Source organism: Citrobacter sp. Colony219 (assembly GCF_019382635.1).
Classification (GTDB): domain Bacteria; phylum Pseudomonadota; class Gammaproteobacteria; order Enterobacterales; family Enterobacteriaceae; genus Citrobacter; species Citrobacter youngae.
The window spans coordinates 339085-358782 of the sequence record NZ_CP080033.1 but is presented as its reverse complement, the minus strand read 5'-3'; the positions used below and the strand labels follow the sequence as shown (position 1 = coordinate 358782).

Annotated in this window: 18 protein-coding genes; 2 read left to right on the top strand and 16 right to left on the bottom strand. The window is 52.0% G+C overall.

Annotated elements, in window-relative coordinates:
- Positions 1–17: 17 nt before the first annotated feature.
- The 16 genes from JTI85_RS01555 to trxA all read right to left on the bottom strand — a co-directional run bounded on the left by JTI85_RS01555 (position 18) and on the right by trxA (position 16648).
- Entirely contained in the window at positions 18–1403 is a 1386-nt protein-coding gene (locus JTI85_RS01555) for an amino acid permease (protein ID WP_048214071.1), read from the bottom strand.
- Between the two features lie 278 nt (positions 1404–1681).
- Complete coding sequence (gene wecG / locus JTI85_RS01550; protein WP_219352025.1) at positions 1682–2422, bottom strand: lipopolysaccharide N-acetylmannosaminouronosyltransferase; 741 nt, start codon at positions 2420–2422, stop codon at positions 1682–1684.
- Positions 2422–3777 carry an ECA oligosaccharide polymerase gene (wzyE, locus tag JTI85_RS01545; protein ID WP_048214069.1) on the bottom strand — a complete coding sequence of 452 codons (1356 nt, stop codon included), beginning with the start codon at positions 3775–3777 and terminating at the stop codon, positions 2422–2424. The genes wecG and wzyE overlap by 1 nt, the downstream gene beginning before the upstream one ends.
- Positions 3774–4853 (bottom strand): TDP-N-acetylfucosamine:lipid II N-acetylfucosaminyltransferase, encoded by a 1080-nt coding sequence (locus JTI85_RS01540; RefSeq protein WP_219352024.1) that lies wholly within the window; start codon positions 4851–4853, stop codon positions 3774–3776. The genes wzyE and JTI85_RS01540 overlap by 4 nt, the downstream gene beginning before the upstream one ends.
- Complete coding sequence (wzxE, locus tag JTI85_RS01535; RefSeq protein ID WP_219352023.1) at positions 4850–6100, bottom strand: lipid III flippase WzxE; 1251 nt, start codon at positions 6098–6100, stop codon at positions 4850–4852. The genes JTI85_RS01540 and wzxE overlap by 4 nt, the downstream gene beginning before the upstream one ends.
- 1 nt (position 6101) lies before the next feature.
- Positions 6102–7232 carry a dTDP-4-amino-4,6-dideoxygalactose transaminase gene (rffA, locus tag JTI85_RS01530; protein ID WP_048214066.1) on the bottom strand — a complete coding sequence of 377 codons (1131 nt, stop codon included), beginning with the start codon at positions 7230–7232 and terminating at the stop codon, positions 6102–6104.
- Positions 7233–7236: 4 nt separating this feature from the next.
- Complete coding sequence (gene rffC / locus JTI85_RS01525; RefSeq protein WP_124022127.1) at positions 7237–7914, bottom strand: dTDP-4-amino-4,6-dideoxy-D-galactose acyltransferase; 678 nt, start codon at positions 7912–7914, stop codon at positions 7237–7239.
- A complete protein-coding gene (rfbA, locus tag JTI85_RS01520; RefSeq protein WP_048214064.1) occupies positions 7892–8773 on the bottom strand; it encodes a glucose-1-phosphate thymidylyltransferase RfbA in 882 nt (293 codons plus the stop codon). Before rfbA ends, rffC begins: the two co-directional genes overlap by 23 nt.
- Positions 8774–8806: 33 nt before the next feature.
- The gene (gene rffG / locus JTI85_RS01515; RefSeq protein ID WP_200045142.1) at positions 8807–9874 is read right to left on the bottom strand and encodes a dTDP-glucose 4,6-dehydratase; all 1068 of its coding nucleotides are present in this window, start codon (positions 9872–9874) and stop codon (positions 8807–8809) included.
- Positions 9874–11136 (bottom strand): UDP-N-acetyl-D-mannosamine dehydrogenase, encoded by a 1263-nt coding sequence (gene wecC / locus JTI85_RS01510; RefSeq protein ID WP_048214062.1) that lies wholly within the window; start codon positions 11134–11136, stop codon positions 9874–9876. Before wecC ends, rffG begins: the two co-directional genes overlap by 1 nt.
- A complete protein-coding gene (gene wecB / locus JTI85_RS01505; RefSeq protein WP_048214061.1) occupies positions 11133–12263 on the bottom strand; it encodes a non-hydrolyzing UDP-N-acetylglucosamine 2-epimerase in 1131 nt (376 codons plus the stop codon). Before wecB ends, wecC begins: the two co-directional genes overlap by 4 nt.
- Before the next feature lie 55 nt (positions 12264–12318).
- Positions 12319–13365: an ECA polysaccharide chain length modulation protein gene (gene wzzE / locus JTI85_RS01500; RefSeq protein ID WP_048214060.1), complete on the bottom strand. Its 1047-nt coding sequence runs from the start codon at positions 13363–13365 to the stop codon at positions 12319–12321.
- A 12-nt stretch (positions 13366–13377) separates the two neighbouring features.
- Positions 13378–14481 (bottom strand): UDP-N-acetylglucosamine--undecaprenyl-phosphate N-acetylglucosaminephosphotransferase, encoded by a 1104-nt coding sequence (gene wecA, locus JTI85_RS01495; protein WP_005133353.1) that lies wholly within the window; start codon positions 14479–14481, stop codon positions 13378–13380.
- 239 nt (positions 14482–14720) lie between these two features.
- Complete coding sequence (gene rho / locus JTI85_RS01490; RefSeq protein ID WP_002437993.1) at positions 14721–15980, bottom strand: transcription termination factor Rho; 1260 nt, start codon at positions 15978–15980, stop codon at positions 14721–14723.
- A gap of 78 nt (positions 15981–16058) precedes the next feature.
- Entirely contained in the window at positions 16059–16142 is an 84-nt protein-coding gene (locus tag JTI85_RS01485; RefSeq protein WP_101743114.1) for a rho operon leader peptide, read from the bottom strand.
- Between the two features lie 176 nt (positions 16143–16318).
- Positions 16319–16648: a thioredoxin TrxA gene (trxA, locus tag JTI85_RS01480; RefSeq protein ID WP_001280776.1), complete on the bottom strand. Its 330-nt coding sequence runs from the start codon at positions 16646–16648 to the stop codon at positions 16319–16321.
- Between the two features lie 239 nt (positions 16649–16887).
- On the opposite strand from trxA, the gene rhlB reads away from it, so the two are divergent.
- The gene (gene rhlB / locus JTI85_RS01475; RefSeq protein ID WP_048214059.1) at positions 16888–18156 is read left to right on the top strand and encodes an ATP-dependent RNA helicase RhlB; all 1269 of its coding nucleotides are present in this window, start codon (positions 16888–16890) and stop codon (positions 18154–18156) included.
- Between the two features lie 8 nt (positions 18157–18164).
- Entirely contained in the window at positions 18165–19649 is a 1485-nt protein-coding gene (gppA, locus tag JTI85_RS01470) for a guanosine-5'-triphosphate,3'-diphosphate diphosphatase (RefSeq protein WP_048214058.1), read from the top strand.
- The last annotated feature ends 49 nt before the right edge of the window (positions 19650–19698 follow it).

Below are 19698 nucleotides of genomic sequence, written 5' to 3'. Positions count from 1 at the left end.
TTTGTGCGTTTTGTCGCTTATTCCTGCAATTTTTGGGCTGTGCCATGACGATTCAGGCCAAAAACCTTATAAATGAGCGTCACCGCCAGTAAGAAGCCGATGCCAACAAACAGCGACATTCGGGTATCTTCATTAAAGTACATGCCGATTAATACGCAAATCAGGAACGCCATCGTCAAATAATTCGCCCACGGGAACAAAATCGAGCGGAAAGGATGACTGGCGATCGCCGCCTTATGGGCCTGACGGAAACGCAGTTGGCTTATCAGGATCACAAACCATGGCACCATCCCCGGCAGTACGCTGGCGCTATAAACATAAACGAATACACGCTGCGGGTTGGGAATGATGTAGTTCAGGCACGAACCAATCAGCAGGATGGCGATAGAAATGGCCACGCCGGCAACCGGTACGCCATGACGCGAAACTTTTCCAACAGCGGCGGGTAGTTGGCGATTCTTTGCCAGCGCATAGAGCATACGGCCACAGCTGTACATCCCGCTGTTACAGCCAGATAGCGCCGCCGTCAGGACCACAAAGTTGATAATCCCAGCGGCCGCTGTAATACCAATCCTGGCAAAAGTGAGAACGAACGGGCTGCCGTTACTGCCAATCTCATTCCACGGGAAGATAGTGACGATAACAAAAATCGCCCCCACGTAGAAAATCAGGATACGCCACAGCACTTTACCTACCGCGCTACGCAGTGTGACCTGTGGATTTTTCGCTTCACCAGCCGTGATGCCGATCAGCTCCACGCCCTGATAGGAAGCAACAACGATACACAATGCTGTCAGGAACCCTTTCCAGCCCCCCGCGAAGAAACCGCCATGCTCGGTCAAATTGCCAAAGCCGATCGCCTGACCACCGTTACCAAAGCCGAAGAAAATAACCCCTACGCCAATGACAATCATCACAATGATGGTGGTCACTTTGATCATGGCAAACCAGAATTCGATTTCACCATACAAGCGAACTGCTGCCAGGTTTGCTAACGCAACCAGTCCAACAGCAATCAGTGCGGGTATCCATTGCGCCATTTCCGGGAACCAGAACTGCACGTAGACCCCAATGGCGGTAATCTCCGAGATCCCCACCGCCATCCACATAAACCAGTATGACCATGCGGTAAGATAGCCAAAGAAGGGGCTCATGTAGCGGTGAGCGTAAACGGCGAATGAGCCGGTGACCGGCTCCAGGAACAACATCTCCCCCATGGAACGCATGATGAAGAAGACGAACAACCCAGCGACGATATACGCCAGAAGAACCGACGGTCCCGCCCATTTCAGGGTACTGGCAGCCCCCATAAACAGTCCGACGCCAATGGTGCCCCCAAGGGCAATTAATTCGATGTGACGAGCCTCCAGCCCACGCTGTAGCTCAGGTTTGTTCTCGGCCATAGATCCTCTTGTTGTGTTTGCATTGTTTCCGGTATTACCGGTTATCGTTATGGGTACATCGTTTTTTGCCATAACAGGCCATTCAGCACCGACCACTTTACGGTTGGCGCCAAAAACACCACGGCACTGCAATGATTGTTGCGAATGGTTTCTTAAAATCGCCTAAATGGCAATTAAAGCATTCAAAAAATGAATAGATTGTGCGAGAAAGCAGCGATTATGTTGTGAATAAGTAGCGCGTTTAGCATAACGCGCTACTGAACAACGCAGAGGTGATGTCAGAGATTGCCGGTATAGTGCCAGCGGAGATAACGTAATAAACGAAGTTGGCGGGTGATACGACTCGGTTGCAGCAGCAAGCGATACAGCCACTCCAATCCCAGGCTCTGCCAGAATTTGGGCGCGCGCTTTACGTGCCCGGTAAACACATCGTAGGTGCCGCCCACGCCCATATACAGCGCATGCGGATGGACCTGGCGACAGTCGCGCATAAAAATTTCTTGTTTCGGCGAACCCATCGCCACGGTAACAAGTTGTGCGCCGCTGGCATGAATACGCTCAAACAGCGCCTGACGCTGATCGGCGGTAAAATAGCCGTCCTGACTGCCAACAATATTGACGTGCCATTGTGCGCGCAGTTTTCCCTCTGTTTGCGTCAGGACATCAGGCTTACCGCCCACCAGGAATACGGGCGTTCCTTCCTTCCCGGCGCGAGCCATCAGCGCTTCCCAGAGATCGGCCCCCGCCACACGTGATACCTGCGCCTGCGGGAATTTTTTACACACGGAACGCACCACGCTGATCCCATCCGCATATTTAAACTCAGCGGCCTCGATCAACGTCCGAACCTCTGGGTTATCCTCCGCTGTCAGCATTTTTTCAGCGTTAATTGCTACCAGCGTCCCCTGCCTGAGACGTCCCTCGGCAAACAGGTAATTCAGCGCATGTTGCATATCGCGCCAGCCAATCAGTTCTAATCCGCGCAGTGAATACAGCGGCGCAGTTGTGTTATCTGTCATTACGATCCTTCAACCTGTGTCCGGGGCACCGACTTTATTCGTTTATGGATGAGTCCCGCACTATCAAACAGCCAGTACAACAATTTTGCCACCAACAGACAGACGCCGAAAATCACGAGGAAAAAAACCACTCGCGAGACAAACGAATCTAACCCTTCACGTGCCAAAACGATCATATTAAAAATGGCACCGAAACAGAAACTGTGCAAAATCGCCGACTTATAGCGATTAGTTTCCCGGTTGCCTAATTCATACAACCAGTCGAACCATTTAATAATTAGGCCGACGACAATCGCGCCTAACGGTATAAACAGCGCCCCGCCCATCACCACCAGCGAACCAATTAACGTCGGCGAAATCGCCAGCCCCGAGTGGTTATTCAACACTTCCCAGGTAAAGTAGTTCGCTGAGTTGAGAACAATGCCAGGTCGTCCCGGCCACAGCCAGGAAGGGATAAAGACGTAGAAGTCACGAACAATCGGCGCCAGTCCCTGAAACTCAATATTGTGGTAATTTTGCAGCAATAGCGCCAGATTCTCCCACGGCGAGAAGGTATCGCGCGTGAGGTACAGGAAAGTATAGAACGCCTCATCACCGCTGACGTTCATCCCGTAGCGCTTCAGCGCCAGCCAGAACATCCCGACAATACCCAGGACGCCCGCCGCGGCCAGCATCCACAGCGAAATCCAGCCGCGAATAATGCCGATAAACAGGAAAATGGCAAACGCGATAATAATATTGGCGCGGGTTCCGCCAACAATCATGTACGTCAGCAACCCAAATGCAACGGTACTCACCAGGAAGAACAACCACGCTTTGCTGTCCTGACGCAGGAAGTAGACCACCAGCATCGCCGGAATGAAGAAGTAGAAGAAGCGTTTCAGAGCCACCCCGGAGACTTCACTGGAGAAAATCTGGCTATAGGATTGCAACCTGAACAGCAGGAAACCGTTGTGCATAAAGAAAATGCCCACGCTCACCAGCGCAATCGCCATCAGGATAATCCAGGTCAAATGTGCTTCAACGCGATTGATGGTAAACAGCGGTTTGCGCGTTCTCTCCGGGCTCCGTTTCCGCAGGCGTGTTTTATAGGTCACATAGTACACTGCGTAGAAGCAGGCAGCGGACAGCAACGCCTGCAGCAAAATTTCCGGCGGGGCCACCGCCACATCAAAGCGAAATACCAGCACGCTGGTCAACGGAAAACCAAAGAAAAACGTCAATAAAAACAGCAATGAGAAGAAGACATTGAAGTTAAACCGCACGCGTCGGAATTCAAACCAGGTCAGCGTGGCGATAAACAAAGTCGAGAGCAGCCACACCACCAGCAGACCGCTGAATTGCATCAGACTCATACGGTTTCTCCTGAGGCAATGCGCAGCGCGTTATGCCACGGTTGCAGATAATTCGGGCTAAAGAAAGTAATTGCACTTTTATCAACCGATGCCAGTTGGCGCTGCGCCTCGCGTACGATACCTTCATTGAGTACATCTGTCGTAAACAGAACCGGGATGTTTTGCTCTGCCATATCCTGCCAGAATGGGTTTTCACGATTGAGCACGCACGGGATCCCCGCCTGAATCAGCAGACACAATGTACCAATCCCCTGCTGACGGGCAAAAATAAAGTAACCCAGATCGCACTGACGCAGTAGCGCCAGATAGGCATCAAACTCCAGCTTTTCACTGAGAATTTGCAGGTTATCGGCGCTAAATAACGCCAGACCCGCCTGGCGCACTTCTTCAATATAGCCTGCATTATTTGCCGGGTAACCCATTGGCACAATCACGTTAACCGTGTCGCCGAACTGCTGATGGACAGCACGCAGCGCGGCAATATGCTCATTACTGCGATCGCCAGAGTTTCCGACCAGGATCGTCATTTTCCCGCGTCGCTGGCGCTCATTGCTCATATTGTTCAGCGACGGATCCATACGGGTTGGGAAATAGAGCAATTCCCCGCGAACACGCGGATGCAGCTCAGCGAAATAGCTCAGATCGCCTCGCGTGGCAAAGACACAACCCACGCGGTTTTGTGCCATTCGGCGAATCGGGTAAAACAGACGGAATTTCAGCCCACTGGAGACTTCATACAGATCGGCACCCCAAATATGCCAGTAAAACTGCTCAGGCTTAATCCCCCCGCTCAGCAATGCCAGCCACAGACTAGTATTGAACTGCCCATGAAAGAAGAAACGCTGCTGGCGATACGTCTTAGCTTTGGCGATAACGGCCTCTGCCAGCGCCTTTTTTCCACCGTAGAAACTCAGTGATAACGCCGGGTAGCTCTCGCTAAATCCCGTATCCTGACCGGCAACCATAAACACGCGCGCGTGCTCACTTGTTGCAGCCAACGCGTCGTTAAAGAACCGCAGCACGGTTTGGTTATGGTGAGGGATATCCGATCCCAGAACGTGAATCAGTACAGTCATACCCGCCTACGCCAGAGTAAAAACACGCCACAACAAAGAGAAAAATAGACGATGTACGTTGCCATATAGGCCTGTGCCGCGCCCAGAGCACCGTGCGCGGGGATCAACCAGTGGGCAAATGCCGTCAACAAAATGAACTGGCTAATTTCGGCCAGAATATAAAACCGCAGCGAGGCCTTCGCGATCACCAGATAGCCAAATACGTAGGCACCCACTTTCAGTACATCCCCCACCAGTTGCCAGGCAAACAAATCACGCATGGCGGTGAATTTAGCGGAGAAAAGCAGCCAGATAGCAAAATCACGTAACAGCCAGACGGTAAAACTCGCGGCGGCAACTGCCGGTAATACAAATTTCAGCGATTTGATAACTTCACGCGTGATGTCGCGCTTTTCAGTCAGGCGAGACAGTGTTGGCAGCAGATACACACTGAATGAAGCGGTAATAAATTGCAGGTACGCATCAGAGATACTGCTCACCCCCTGCCAAATCCCCACGTCATCCCAGCTGTATTGCACCGCCAATAGGTTTCGCATCATCACATACGCCACGGGCAGCGTCACAGAGGTAATGAGCGCCATCAACGTAAACTTGCTTAGCTGCCCTGCCAGACCGTTATCCCACGAGGGCTTCAGGTAATGCAGAGGAATAGTGCCACGCTTAATCAGCATAAGCATGGCGGGCATAACCACCAGCGCTGGCACCAGCGCCAGCCCCAGCAAAGCACCTTCGTATCCGCCCAACCGATAGCAGCCGTAGTAGGCCACGACGCCGACCAGGCTGCCAATAATCAGCGATAGCGCATTACCTGCGGCATCGCGGAATCCTTTCATCAACGCCAGCAACAGGTTTGCCCAGGCAATCCCCATCTGTACCAGCGCAACCAGGCGTACCAGCCCCTGAAAATGCGTATGACCAAACAATCCCTGACTGATAGGCGCTGCTGCCAGCAAAAAAATCGCCGCCATCAGCGTAGAGAATCCCAACACCATTGCGGACGATGTCCCCACCACCTTACGCAACCGCGCCGGGTCATCATGGTGCTGCGCAACGTATTTCGTGACGCCGTTGAAAATCCCGGCGCCCGCCAACACGCCAAGCACGGTGACCATCTGACGGAAGTTTCCCGCCTGGCCCACACCCGCAGGGCCGAAAGAGACCGCCAGCAGTTTTACCACCAACAAACCCGCACCAATTTTTACCAGCGTACTGGTAGCCGTCCACAAGGACGCTTTAGCCAGCGACATATCAGGAGAAGTAGTTGAGTAAGGTCGTAATCACTGTGCGCTGGTTCACCAGCGACAGGTTATAAAACAGCGGCAGACGCAGCAGACGTTCACTCTCTTTGGTGGTGTAACGATCGACTCCGGAAAACACGCCGAATTTATCGCCAGCCGGACAATCATGCAGCGGAATATAATGGAATACCGCCATAATTTCGGCTTCTTTCAGGAAGTTAATCAACGCCGTGCGATCGTCAATATCGCGCAGCTTGATATAAAACATATGGGCGTTCTGCGCACAACCTTCCGGGATGGCGGGTAAATCAATACGCCCGGCACGCGCCAGCGGTTCGAGGGCATCATAATAATTCTGCCACAGCACCAGGCGCTGATGATTTATACGCTCTGCCGCTTCCAGTTGCGCCCACAGATAGGCAGCCTGGAGATCGGACATCAAATAGCTGGAGCCAATATCACGCCAGGTATATTTATCAACCTGACCGCGGAAAAATTGACTGCGATTCGTCCCCTTTTCACGGATGATTTCTGCACGTTCAACTAATTTACGGTCGTTGATCAGCGTCGCCCCGCCTTCACCGCCTGCGGTATAGTTTTTGGTTTCATGGAAGCTAAAGCAGCCAATATGCCCAATGGTCCCCAGCGCACGGCCTTTGTAGGTCGACATTACGCCCTGAGCAGCATCTTCTACCACGAACAGGTTGTATTGTGACGCCAACGCCATAATGGTATCCATTTCACAGGCAACCCCGGCGTAGTGCACCGGCACAATAGCGCGGGTTTTCTCGGTGATCGCCGCTTCAATCAGCGTTTCATCAATGTTCATGGTATCCGGGCGGATATCGACAAAGACGATTTTTGCGCCACGCAGCACGAATGCGTTCGCGGTAGATACAAATGTGTAGCTGGGCATGATGACTTCATCGCCGGGCTGGATGTCCAGCAATAATGCCGCCATCTCCAGTGATGCGGTACAGGAAGGCGTCAGGAGCACTTTCTCACTGCCAAAATGCTGCTCCAGCCATTGCTGGCAACGGCGGGTAAAACCACCATCGCCACACAGCTTGCCGCTGCTCATCGCTGACTGCATGTATTCAAGCTCGGTTCCCACCACCGGCGGTGCGTTAAATGGAATCATTTTGTCACCTGTATAACCAGTACGCGGTGCTTTCCACATTTGCACCGCTCTGTATATAACGTTTAAGCGCGGCGGTGTTGCCCATCTGGGTCGCCACCCGCAATGTTGTTTTACCGCGAGCCTGTGCCCAGCAAAGCGCAGCCTGCATGAGTTCGGCACCCGCACCACGACCAGCCAGTAAGCCAATACGTGCATCAGTATCATTGACGTCACGTAGTGAGACATAACCGCGAATCCCACCTGTCTGTGTACGAAAAATGAGGCACTGATGATCGAACGTGCCCAGCACAGCGTTTTCTATCCACTGTGCATAAAAACGCGCACTGGCCTCCACGGGATACCACGGTACGCGGAAACGACTTTGGGCGAACGCCTCTCCTGCCAGTCGACGCAGCAGCGGAATATCCGCAGCTTGCGCCACCTGTGCACCGGGATTTTCACGGGCGCACGTTACCGGCAGAACAAAGTCCATCTCACCTTCGACCAGTGAAAAGCCCAACTGCTGTAAAGCATCTAATTCATACGTATTTGCAGCAGGAATTTTTGCCTGCACCCGTTCCCAGCGCTGTAAAACTTCTGCTGTCAGGATCGGTGCGTGCGGGTCAAACCGTACGATGGCGCTATTCACGCCAAAGAACGTATTTTCCCAATCCAGAGACTCAATACTGGCGCGGACGGGCACGGAGAAGCTCCAGCAAATATTGGCCGTAGCCTGTTTTAGCCAGAGAGCTGGCGGCACGTCTAACACCTTCATCATCCAGCCAGCCATTACGCCATGCTATCTCTTCCAGGCAGGCGATTTTAAAGCCCTGACGTTTCTCCACCGTCTGCACAAACGTGCTCGCTTCAATCAGACTGTCGTGCGTACCGGTATCCAGCCAGGCAAAGCCACGGCCAAGCAATTCAACGGTCAGATTGCCATCGTCAAGGTACATCTGGTTAATGGAGGTAATTTCCAGTTCCCCACGCTCAGAAGGTTTCACGCGCTTTGCGTATTCCACTACCTTACTGTCGTAGAAATAGAGTCCTGTCACCGCCCAGTTTGATTTTGGTTCTTTCGGCTTCTCTTCCAGCGAGACTGCGCGAAAATTGTCATCAAACTCAACCACACCGAAACGCTCAGGATCCATCACCTGATAGCCAAATACCGTCGCACCTTGTGTTCTGGCAGCGACGTGGCGTAGTTTTGGACTAAATCCCTGACCAAAGAAGATATTGTCCCCAAGCACCAGACATGATGGTTCGCCGTTAAGGAACGTTTCACCAATAATGAATGCCTGTGCTAAACCATCCGGGCTGGGCTGCTCTGCATAATGCAATTCAATACCGAACTCAGAGCCATCTCCCAGCAAACGCTGGAAATACCCTTTATCTTCCGGTGTGGTAATAATGAGGATCTCGCGAATTCCCGCCAGCATCAGTACCGATAGCGGGTAATAGATCATGGGCTTATCGTAAATAGGCAATAGCTGCTTCGATACGCCGCGCGTAATGGGGTACAGGCGAGTGCCTGAGCCACCTGCCAGAATGATACCTTTCATATGATCCCTCCTCCGGGCGCCAAAACCAGGTTGTTAGCCCTTCAGGCCCAAACGCTCACCCTGGTAGCTGCCATCCTGCACGGGTTTCCACCAAGCCTCATTTGCCAGATACCATTGCACGGTTTTACGCATGCCACTTTCAAACGTTTCCTGCGGCACCCAGCCAAGTTCACGCGCAATTTTCGACGCATCAATGGCATAGCGCAGATCATGGCCTGGGCGATCTTCAACATAAGTGATCAATTCACGATACCGCATAACACCTTTTGGTTTTTGCGGTGCCAGTTCTTCCAACAAGCTGCAAATCGTTTCGACCACGTCCAGGTTTTTACGCTCGTTATGACCACCAATATTATAGGTCTCGCCAACCGCGCCTGTAGTCGCGACGCAATAGAGCGCCCGGGCATGATCTTCCACATACAGCCAGTCACGAATCTGCTGTCCGTTGCCGTACACCGGCAGAGGTTTTCCCGCCAGTGCATTGAGAATCATCAGCGGGATCAGTTTTTCCGGGAAATGGTAGGGCCCATAATTGTTGGAGCAGTTAGTTATTAACGTTGGCAGCCCGTACGTACGTAGCCAGGCACGTACCAGATGATCGCTGCTGGCCTTTGACGCGGAATAAGGACTACTCGGTGCATACGGCGTTGTTTCGGTAAAGAAATCATCCGTAGAATGCAGGTCGCCGTACACCTCGTCGGTTGATATATGGTGGAAACGAAACGCCTGCTTTTTATCATCGGCTAACACATTCCAGTATGCGCGAGCGGCTTCCAGCAACGTGTAGGTTCCGACAATATTGGTTTCAATAAATGCGGCGGGGCCATCGATAGAACGATCAACATGACTTTCTGCCGCCAGGTGCATCACGCAATCCGGCTGATACTGTTGAAACACGTTGTCGAGCGCCAGGCGATCGCAGATATCAACTTGTTCAAAGGCAAAACGGGCATTCTGTGCAACCGGCGCCAGCGACATCAGGTTTCCGGCATAGGTTAACTTATCAACCACTACCACGGCATCCCGAGTCTCATTAATGATGTGACGCACAACCGCTGAGCCAATAAATCCTGCACCACCGGTAACCAGAATTCGTTTCATTAGCGCCAGACTCCTTTGGTATCAACCACGTATTGCTGGTGAACCGCATCGCCTTTAATCGCTTTAAATTCATTATGGTCAACCAGCATCACCAGCACATCGGCGCTTGCCAGCGCATCGTCCAGTTTCGCCAGTTGGCACAGGCCATCCAGTTTTTTCGGCAACTGATGGATATTCGGTTCAACCACCAGCGTCTCGCCGCTGTGCCAGCGTGCGATACTTTGCGCCACCCCCATTGCCGGGCTTTCACGTAAATCATCAATATTCGGTTTGAACGCCAGACCAAAACAGGCAATTTTTACGTCGCTGGCACGTTTATTGGTCTCCGTCAGACAATCCGCTACAGCGGCTTTTACCCGATCGACAACCCAATGAGGCTTACTATCATTTACCTCGCGCGCGGTGCGGATCAATCTCGCCTGCTGCGGGTTCTGCGCCACAATAAACCACGGGTCGACCGCGATACAGTGCCCGCCAACACCAGGTCCAGGCTGCAAAATGTTAACCCGCGGGTGACGGTTCGCCAGACGGATCAGTTCCCAGACGTTAATCCCCTGATCGGCGCAAATCAGCGACAGTTCATTAGCAAAGGCGATATTGACATCGCGGAAGCTGTTTTCGGTCAACTTGCACATTTCTGCAGTGCGGGCGTTAGTCACCACACATTCACCTTCGAGGAAGATGTTGTACAGTTCGCTGGCGCGCATAGAACAAACGGGGGTCATTCCGCCAATCACACGGTCATTTTTAATCAGTTCAACCATTACCTGGCCTGGCAGCACGCGCTCCGGACAATAAGCAATGTTCACGTCAGCCTGTTCCCCCGCCTGCTGCGGGAAAGTCAGATCAGGGCGCATTTCTGCAAGCCATGCTGCCATCTGCTCCGTTGCCCCGACGGGTGACGTCGATTCAAGGATCACCAACGCCCCTTTTTTCAGCACCGGCGCAAGCGACTTCGCTGCGGCTTCAACATAGACCATATCGGGTTCATGCTCCCCCTTGAAGGGGGTCGGCACAGCAATCAGATAAGCGTCTGCTTCAACAGGTGTCGTAACCGCACGCAGAAAGCCATTTTCGACTGCTGTTTTCACCACAGCACCCAAATCAGGTTCAACGATGTGGATTTCACCGCGGTTAATGGTATCCACCGCATGTTGATTTACATCTACGCCAATAACATGTTTTTGACGGGAAGCAAAAGCGGCCGCCGTCGGCAGTCCGATATAACCCAGCCCAATGACAGAAATGGTCGTAAAACTCATAGCGATATCCGATTATTTTTTAACGCGTGTAAAATGCGGCCACACGCCTGCCCATCACCATACGGATTATGGGCGCGGCTCATGGTCTGATATTCATTTTCGTCATGCAGCAAGCGCGTGACTTCTGCCACAATACGCTGAGGGTCAGTCCCAACCAGACGTACTGTGCCTGCGGTAATGGCTTCTGGCCGCTCCGTTGTTTCTCGCATCACCAACACAGGTTTGCCCAGAGAAGGGGCTTCCTCCTGAATCCCGCCGGAATCGGTAAGGATAAGCCAGGCATGATTCATCAGCCAGACGAATGGCAGATAGTCCTGTGGCTCAATCAGAATCACGTTCTCAACATGACCCAAAATACGATTTACCGGCTCGCTAACGTTGGGGTTCAGGTGTACGGGATAGACAATCTGTACATTCTGATTAGCCGCGGCAATTTCCGCCAGTGCATGGCAGATTTGCTCAAAGCCGCGACCAAAGCTTTCCCGACGATGACCGGTTACCAGGATCATCTTCTTATCCGCATCCAGGAAAGGATAGCGCTCAGCCAGTTCAGCGCGCAGTGCTTCATTTCCGAGTACACGATCGCGAACCCAGATCAACGCATCAATAACCGTGTTCCCCGTGACAAAAATACGGTCATCCGGAATGGTTTCACGCAACAGGTTTTGGCGTGAATTTTCAGTTGGGGAAAAGTGATACATTGCCAGGCGCCCGGTCAGTGTACGGTTTGCCTCTTCCGGCCAGGGAGAATAGAGATCGCCAGTTCGCAACCCAGCCTCAACATGCCCCACCGGAATACGCTGATAAAACGCGGCCAGGCTGGTCGCAAGGGTTGTTGTTGTATCACCGTGGACTAGCACCACATCAGGTTTGAATTCAGCGAGGATTGGCTTTAATCCTTCCAGAATTCGACAGGTAATTTCTGTCAGTCCCTGACCTGGCTGCATAATATTGAGATCGTAGTCAGGTACGATGGAAAAGAGGTGCAATACCTGATCGAGCATCTCCCGATGCTGTGCAGTGACGCAAACTTTCGCGTCGAAATCAGGATCTTTAGCCAGCGCATGAACCAGAGGAGCCATCTTAATGGCCTCCGGTCGCGTACCAAATACAGTCAGTACTTTCACATCGATTCTCTTCGGATTGGCAGTGAGAGCCCAGCCCCTCACTGCAACGGTATTGCTAAATCGAACGGCGACGGGTTAACGCGACACCAGCACCGATCAGGGCCCCAACGATGCCCCACATAATCATCAGGAAGGCACGACGTGGGCTATCACGTTTTACCGGTTCTTCCGGTGTCCGCAAATAACGATAGGTCTGAAAACGCGGATCCAGGGTCGGTCCTACGTTCAGCGTGTTCAGCATGGCTCTGTTTTGAAAATAGTCCATATCAAAATCTGGGCCAACAGATTGCAGGTTTTCGAGTCGCGCCTGCAGCATAGGGCGTCCGAGTAAAAACAACTCAGAATCAGGCAACTCTTCAGCAGGGACATCAGTAGAAGTACGCGAAATATTATGCTGCTCAGCAATTTTGAGCGCTTGTTCAATGTTATGAACACGGCGAGAGAAAATCGATTTTGCTACCTCTTCCTGCCGTTTGACCTGCGCTTTCATTTGCACCGTCCGCGCAGCCCATGCGCCTTTCAGCTCATCGTTCAGATGACGTGCTGCACGCTGGCTGGCAAAGGCCACGTACTGGCGCAGAAGATTGTTGGCATCAGGTGCCGTTTCCGCAATAAGCTTCACGCTGTCATTGGTGTTCCGCAACGCATCACCAGGCATAAACTGAATGTTGTTGATCAGTTCATCCAGCAGCGCGGCATCGGCTTTACTGTTTCCGACCATACGCTGCTTGTAATAATCAGTCTGCTGCCAGAATTCACGGCGCGTATCCCAGGAGGCAAGCTGCATGATAAATTCTTTATAGGCTTCATCCATCACCGACGGCTGGTCCGTTGATGCGAGGCTGGCCTTAATATCCAGGTTGCGCAGGAACTGTTGTTGAGAGTAATAGCCCCCCAACATATTCACCGTAGGCTTGTCTGAAATAGCCGTTGCGCTCCACTCCTGACGGGCGAAAAAAGTATAGGCGAGAGCAACAAGTGCAAATGCGAGCGCCATACCGACAATCCACACCTTCCCTGCCCATAAGGTACGAAACAACCCACGGATATCCAGTTCATTTTCAGCGCTCATGGCGTCTTCCCCCGGTAATGGTTGTGTCATCGCATCCTCAATTCACTTGGTTAAGTTTGGTTTGCCTTCACGAATTCTTCGCAGTCTGCGCTTCACTCGCTTGATAAATCTCGCCACTTTCCAGGCACGCTTGATACAGTATCCGTAGAGGCCAAATGCCATTAAAAACAGCACCAGCATGGCCCATTCCGGAACTAAACGGAAATATTCAGCCAGCACACCGATCGATGCCAGCACGGCCGCCGCCAGCGTAATCAGAACAAATGCCTGGCGGGAAGTAAACCCTGCCCGCATCACCAAATGATGAATGTGCTGGCGATCGGCTGAGAACGGGCTCATGCCCTTACGCAAACGGCGGTACATGATCGCCACCATATCCATTAACGGGATGGCGATAATCCACAGTGCGGTAACTGGGCTTATAGGATGTGTTTTGCCCTGCGTGGTTTCCAGCAGGATCCAGATGATGGTAAAACCAATCAGCGTACTGCCAGCATCACCCATGAAGACTTTATAACGGCGCCCAAGAACGCCCAGGTTCAGCAGAATATAAGGCAGAATGGCGGCGATCATCGCAAAACACCATACGGCCAGACTCGTCTGCCCATCGAACCACAGGATAAACCCCATCGCCGCGAATGAAACGCTGGACAGCCCACCTAACAGGCCGTCAATACCGTCCACCATATTGAAAGCATTAATTGCCGCCCAGACGGCAAACAGCGTCAGTAAATAGCCAAACGGGCCAAGAATCATCTCCCAGGGGCCAAAAATATACCCAAGGCTAAGAAGATAGAGTTTGCCAACCGACATCATGATAATGCCGATCGCGGCCTGGATAGTTGCGCGGATTTTTACACTGATATCAAAACGATCGTCCAGCGCGCCAACCAAAACCAGCACGCCGGCACAGGCCAGATAGAGAGAAGCATGCGGGATGTAATAATCAGCAATCACAAACGTAAAGCAAATACCTGCGTAAGCCGAAATCCCCCCAACCAGCGGGATCAATCCTTGATGCCGTTTGCGAAAGTTGGGTTTATCCACTAAACCAATCTTTTTTGCGACCTTACGCGCAAAGAAAAGAAACAGTGTTGTGAATAAAAAAATACTGATGAGATCAGTGCTTACTGTCAGTAAATTCACAATGCATGCTCTCAGAGAAAATTAATAGCAGAAGTATAACCACGAAGACCTTTATTCAGAAGGGAAACCCGTCTCCATATCCGATGGTTCTGTATAATTATCAACCACAAGATACAAATTACGAATCTTTTTCAACCTGGCGGTATGTCATACCGTATTATTGTTATTGTGTCGTTAAGATTACAGGCATAAAAGCAAAACGCCACGTAAAAACGTGGCGTTTTCGGATGATGCCTGAATTATGAGCGCTTCATCATATCGAAGAAGTCATCATTGGTCTTCGTCATCGCCAGCTTGTTAATGAGGAACTCCATTGCATCAATTTCACCCATCGGATGGATGATTTTGCGCAGAATCCACATTTTCTGCAGCTCTTCCTGGGTGGTAAGCAGCTCTTCTTTACGGGTACCGGAACGATTGTAGTCGATAGCCGGGAAGACGCGTTTTTCAGCGATCTTACGAGAGAGATGCAGTTCCATGTTGCCGGTACCTTTAAACTCTTCGTAGATAACTTCATCCATTTTAGAGCCGGTATCGATAAGCGCAGTCGCGATGATGGTCAGGCTGCCGCCCTCTTCCACGTTACGTGCCGCACCGAAGAAACGCTTCGGACGGTGCAGGGCGTTGGCATCAACACCACCGGTCAGGACTTTACCGGAAGCCGGGACCACGGTGTTGTACGCACGCGCCAGACGCGTGATGGAGTCGAGCAGGATGATAACGTCTTTCTTATGTTCAACCAGACGTTTCGCCTTCTCGATTACCATTTCCGCAACCTGAACGTGGCGAGATGCGGGTTCATCAAAGGTAGAAGCCACAACTTCACCTTTAACCAGACGCTGCATCTCGGTCACTTCTTCCGGACGTTCGTCAATCAGCAGCACCATCAGCACACAGTCCGGGTGGTTGTAGGCAATGCTCTGCGCAATGTTCTGCAGCAGCATGGTTTTACCCGCTTTTGGCGGTGCCACAATCAGACCACGTTGGCCACGACCGATCGGCGATGCCAGATCCAGTACGCGCGCCGTTAAGTCCTCGGTAGAACCATTACCACGCTCCATACGCAGACGGGAGTTTGCGTGCAGCGGCGTTAAGTTTTCGAAGAGGATCTTGTTACGGGCGTTTTCCGGTTTGTCGTAGTTAACTTCGTTAACTTTCAACAGCGCAAAATAGCGTTCACCTTCTTTTGGCGGGCGAATCTTACCAGAAATGGTATCACCAGTGCGGAGGTTGAAACGGCGGATTTGGCTTGGAGAAACGTAGATGTCATCAGGACCGGCGAGGTAGGAGCTGTCTGCAGAGCGGAGGAAACCAAATCCATCCTGCAATATCTCCAGCACACCGTCACCAAAGATATCTTCGCCACTCTTTGCGTGCTGCTTCAGGATGGCAAAAATAATGTCCTGCTTGCGCATACGAGCCAGGTTTTCAAGGCCCATATTTTCGCCGAGAGTGATCAGCTCAGAAACCGGCGTATTCTTTAATTCGGTAAGATTCATAATGGTGTGAGTTCTTAAACTTGGGGTAAATCTCGAACTTAATGTTGTGAATGGTATGGCAGGGTCATCCATGCCTGTTTACGGCCATCGACTCATGTCTGTTCGCTGTCTGGTCACAGGAAAGTACGCAGAACTGAAACGACAAGACGGATTGAGTGACAAGGCCCTGAATCTGTCTACTTCTCGCACGAGAAACAACGGGAAGTATTGGATAAAGCTAGATTCAAACTTAATAAGGTATGTTTAATACGAAGTCAACACTAACTTAGCACGACTCAAGTCGGGCGTCCAGTCATCCGAATCATTTCGAAGTATGGCCGCCCGATCATGATACTTCCTTACGCTAAGTTAGCGTCGAGGAACTCTTTCAACTGACCTTTGGACAGCGCGCCGACTTTAGTCGCCGCAACTTCGCCGTTTTTAAACAGCAGAAGGGTCGGGATGCCACGAATACCATACTTCGGCGCGGTGCCTGGGTTTTGGTCAATGTTCAGTTTAGCAACCGTCAATTTGCCCTGATATTCGTCAGCGATTTCATCCAGAATCGGAGCGATCATTTTGCACGGACCGCACCACTCTGCCCAGAAATCAACGAGGATAGCTCCGTCCGCTTTGAGTACATCCGTGTCAAAACTGTCGTCAGTCAGGTGAATAATTTTATCGCTCATAATAACTCCACAGGAATAAGCCTGGTGTGTTGGTGTTTACACATCATCCTTCAAGCCGCCTTTTTGTTGGCTGTGCGCTGCGTCCTGGTCACGTACTCAATACGCTTCTTTGGACCCATTCACTTGCCATCTCGACGCATCATGAATGAATTGTGTACAGTATTAACCAACTAAAGGTTGACTTTATTTCACCGGATACGCTTTCGTAAAGCAATAGTAAGCTGATATTCTACCACACTATGAGCAAAACACATTTAACAGAACAGAAGTTTTCCGACTTCGCCCTGCACCCGAAGGTGATAGAAGCCCTTGAAAATAAAGGGTTTCATAACTGCACGCCCATTCAGGCTCTCGCGCTGCCGCTTACGCTGGCAGGCCGTGATGTTGCAGGGCAGGCGCAAACCGGTACCGGAAAAACGATGGCGTTCCTGACGTCAACGTTTCATTATCTTCTCTCTCATCCCGCGATTGACGATCGCAAGGTGAACCAACCGCGTGCGTTAATTATGGCGCCAACGCGTGAGTTAGCCGTGCAGATCCACGCCGACGCCGAGCCGCTGGCACAGACCACCGGTCTGAAATTAGGCCTGGCTTATGGCGGCGACGGTTACGACAAACAGCTGAAAGTGCTGGAAAGCGGCGTCGATATTCTTATCGGCACGACCGGTCGTCTTATCGACTACGCAAAACAGAACCATATCAACCTGGGCGCGATTCAGGTCGTGGTGCTGGATGAAGCCGATCGTATGTACGATCTGGGCTTTATTAAAGATATCCGTTGGCTGTTCCGTCGTATGCCGCCAACCACCCAACGTCTGAACATGCTGTTTTCTGCAACCCTCTCTTATCGCGTTCGCGAACTGGCGTTTGAACAAATGAATAACGCCGAGTACGTTGAAGTCGAACCGGAACAGAAGACGGGCCACCGTATTAAAGAAGAACTCTTCTATCCTTCCAACGAAGAGAAAATGCGTTTGCTGCAAACGCTGATTGAAGAAGAGTGGCCAGATCGCGCCATTGTTTTTGCTAACACCAAACATCGCTGTGAAGAGATCTGGGGCAGTCTTGCTGCTGACGGACATCGCGTAGGCTTGCTTACCGGTGACGTGGCGCAGAAAAAACGCCTGCGTATCCTTGATGAGTTCACCCGTGGCGATCTCGATATTCTCGTCGCAACCGATGTCGCGGCGCGTGGCCTGCACATCCCAGCCGTAACGCACGTGTTTAACTATGACCTGCCGGATGACTGTGAAGATTACGTCCACCGTATTGGTCGTACAGGTCGTGCAGGCGCAAGTGGTCATTCTATTAGCCTAGCTTGTGAAGAGTACGCGCTGAATTTACCTGCAATCGAGACCTACATTGGCCACTCGATTCCGGTCAGCAAGTACAACCCGGACGCGCTAATGACTGACCTGCCAAAGCCGCTGCGCATGACGCGCCCACGCCCAGGCAATGGCCCGCGTCGTACCGGTGGTGCTCCGCGTAATCGTCGTCGTTCAGGTTAACGTAAGATATGCTCACAACCACTTCGCTGTACGCCGCAATCGATTTAGGCTCGAATAGTTTTCATATGCTGGTTGTACGCGAAGTGGCGGGAAGCATCCAGACGCTCACGCGTATTAAACGCAAGGTGCGTCTGGCCGCTGGACTCAACAGCGACAACATTCTCTCCGCTGAAGCCATGGAACGCGGCTGGCAATGCCTGCGCTTGTTTGCTGAACGTCTGCAGGATATCCCGCAACCGCAAATCCGCGTGGTCGCCACGGCAACATTGCGCATCGCGGTAAACGCCGATGTCTTTATCGCCAAAGCGCAAGAGATCCTCGGCTGCCCTGTCCAGGTCATCAGTGGTGAAGAAGAAGCACGACTGATTTATCAGGGTGTTGCCCACACCACTGGCGGTGCCGATCAGCGTCTGGTCGTTGATATTGGCGGAGCCAGTACGGAACTGGTTACCGGCTCCGGCGCCCAAACAACCTCTCTGTTCAGCCTGTCAATGGGCTGCGTTACCTGGCTCGAACGGTACTTCACCGATCGTAATCTGGCGCAGGAAAATTTTGACGAAGCCGAGAAAGCGGCGCGTGAGGTTCTGCGCCCGGTCGCCGACAAACTGCGTTTTCATGGCTGGAAAGTTTGCGTTGGTGCCTCCGGTACCGTCCAGGCGTTGCAGGAAATCATGATGGCGCAGGGTATGGATGAGCGCATTACGCTGGCCAAACTTCAGCAGCTTAAGCAGCGCGCTATCCACTGCGGTCGTCTGGAAGAGTTGGAAATCGAAGGGTTAACGCTGGAACGCGCACTGGTGTTCCCCAGCGGGCTGGCAATCCTGATCGCGATTTTCACTGAGTTGAATATTCAATGCATGACCCTGGCCGGCGGCGCACTGCGTGAAGGTCTGGTTTACGGTATGCTGCACCTGCCTGTCGATCAGGATATTCGCAGCCGTACGCTGCGTAATATTCAGCGTCGCTTTATGGTTGACACCGATCAGGCGAACCGCGTCGCACAGTTGGCTGTACATTTATTCGATCAGGTGAAAGATGAGTGGCATCTTGAGGCCATTAGCCGTGAACTGCTGCAAAGTGCCTGTCAGCTGCATGAAATAGGGCTGAGCGTGGAATATAAGCAGGCACCGCTGCATGCCGCCTGGCTGGTGCGTAATCTCGATCTTCCGGGCTTCACTCCCGCGCAGAAAAAGCTGTTAGCCACGCTGTTATTAAATCAGACCAACCCAGTCGATCTCTCTTCACTCCACCAGCAAAACGCCGTGCCGCCGCGCATCGCGGAGCACCTTTGCCGTTTGCTACGCCTAGCGATCATCTTCGCAAGCCGCCGCCGTGACGATTTAGTGCCACATATCACCCTGCAAGCTCAGGATGAAGATCTGACGCTAACGTTGCCGGAAAGCTGGCTGGAACATCATCCATTAGGTAAAGAGTTGATCGATCAGGAAATCCAGTGGCAAAGCTATGTCCACTGGCCGCTGGAAGTGCGTTAGATGCTGGCTGCCGGATGGCGCTCACGCTTATCCGGTCTACCAAATAAAT

What these genes read in the sequence shown, in the direction of transcription:
- rho (WP_002437993.1), bottom strand. Translation starts at nt 15,980, where the DNA reads ATGAATCTTACCGAATTAAAGAATACGCCGGTTTCTGAGCTGATCACT.
- rffA (WP_048214066.1), bottom strand. Translation starts at nt 7,232, where the DNA reads ATGATTCCATTTAACGCACCGCCGGTGGTGGGAACCGAGCTTGAATAC.
- wecC (WP_048214062.1), bottom strand. Translation starts at nt 11,136, where the DNA reads ATGAGTTTTACGACCATTTCTGTCATTGGGCTGGGTTATATCGGACTG.
- wzyE (WP_048214069.1), bottom strand. Translation starts at nt 3,777, where the DNA reads ATGAGTCTGATGCAATTCAGCGGTCTGCTGGTGGTGTGGCTGCTCTCG.
- JTI85_RS01555 (WP_048214071.1), bottom strand. Translation starts at nt 1,403, where the DNA reads ATGGCCGAGAACAAACCTGAGCTACAGCGTGGGCTGGAGGCTCGTCAC.
- trxA (WP_001280776.1), bottom strand. Translation starts at nt 16,648, where the DNA reads ATGAGCGATAAAATTATTCACCTGACTGACGACAGTTTTGACACGGAT.
- rhlB (WP_048214059.1), top strand. Translation starts at nt 16,888, where the DNA reads ATGAGCAAAACACATTTAACAGAACAGAAGTTTTCCGACTTCGCCCTG.
- wecG (WP_219352025.1), bottom strand. Translation starts at nt 2,422, where the DNA reads ATGACAGATAACACAACTGCGCCGCTGTATTCACTGCGCGGATTAGAA.
- gppA (WP_048214058.1), top strand. Translation starts at nt 18,165, where the DNA reads ATGCTCACAACCACTTCGCTGTACGCCGCAATCGATTTAGGCTCGAAT.
- wzzE (WP_048214060.1), bottom strand. Translation starts at nt 13,365, where the DNA reads ATGACACAACCATTACCGGGGGAAGACGCCATGAGCGCTGAAAATGAA.
- JTI85_RS01540 (WP_219352024.1), bottom strand. Translation starts at nt 4,853, where the DNA reads ATGACTGTACTGATTCACGTTCTGGGATCGGATATCCCTCACCATAAC.
- rfbA (WP_048214064.1), bottom strand. Translation starts at nt 8,773, where the DNA reads ATGAAAGGTATCATTCTGGCAGGTGGCTCAGGCACTCGCCTGTACCCC.
- wzxE (WP_219352023.1), bottom strand. Translation starts at nt 6,100, where the DNA reads ATGTCGCTGGCTAAAGCGTCCTTGTGGACGGCTACCAGTACGCTGGTA.
- rffG (WP_200045142.1), bottom strand. Translation starts at nt 9,874, where the DNA reads ATGAAACGAATTCTGGTTACCGGTGGTGCAGGATTTATTGGCTCAGCG.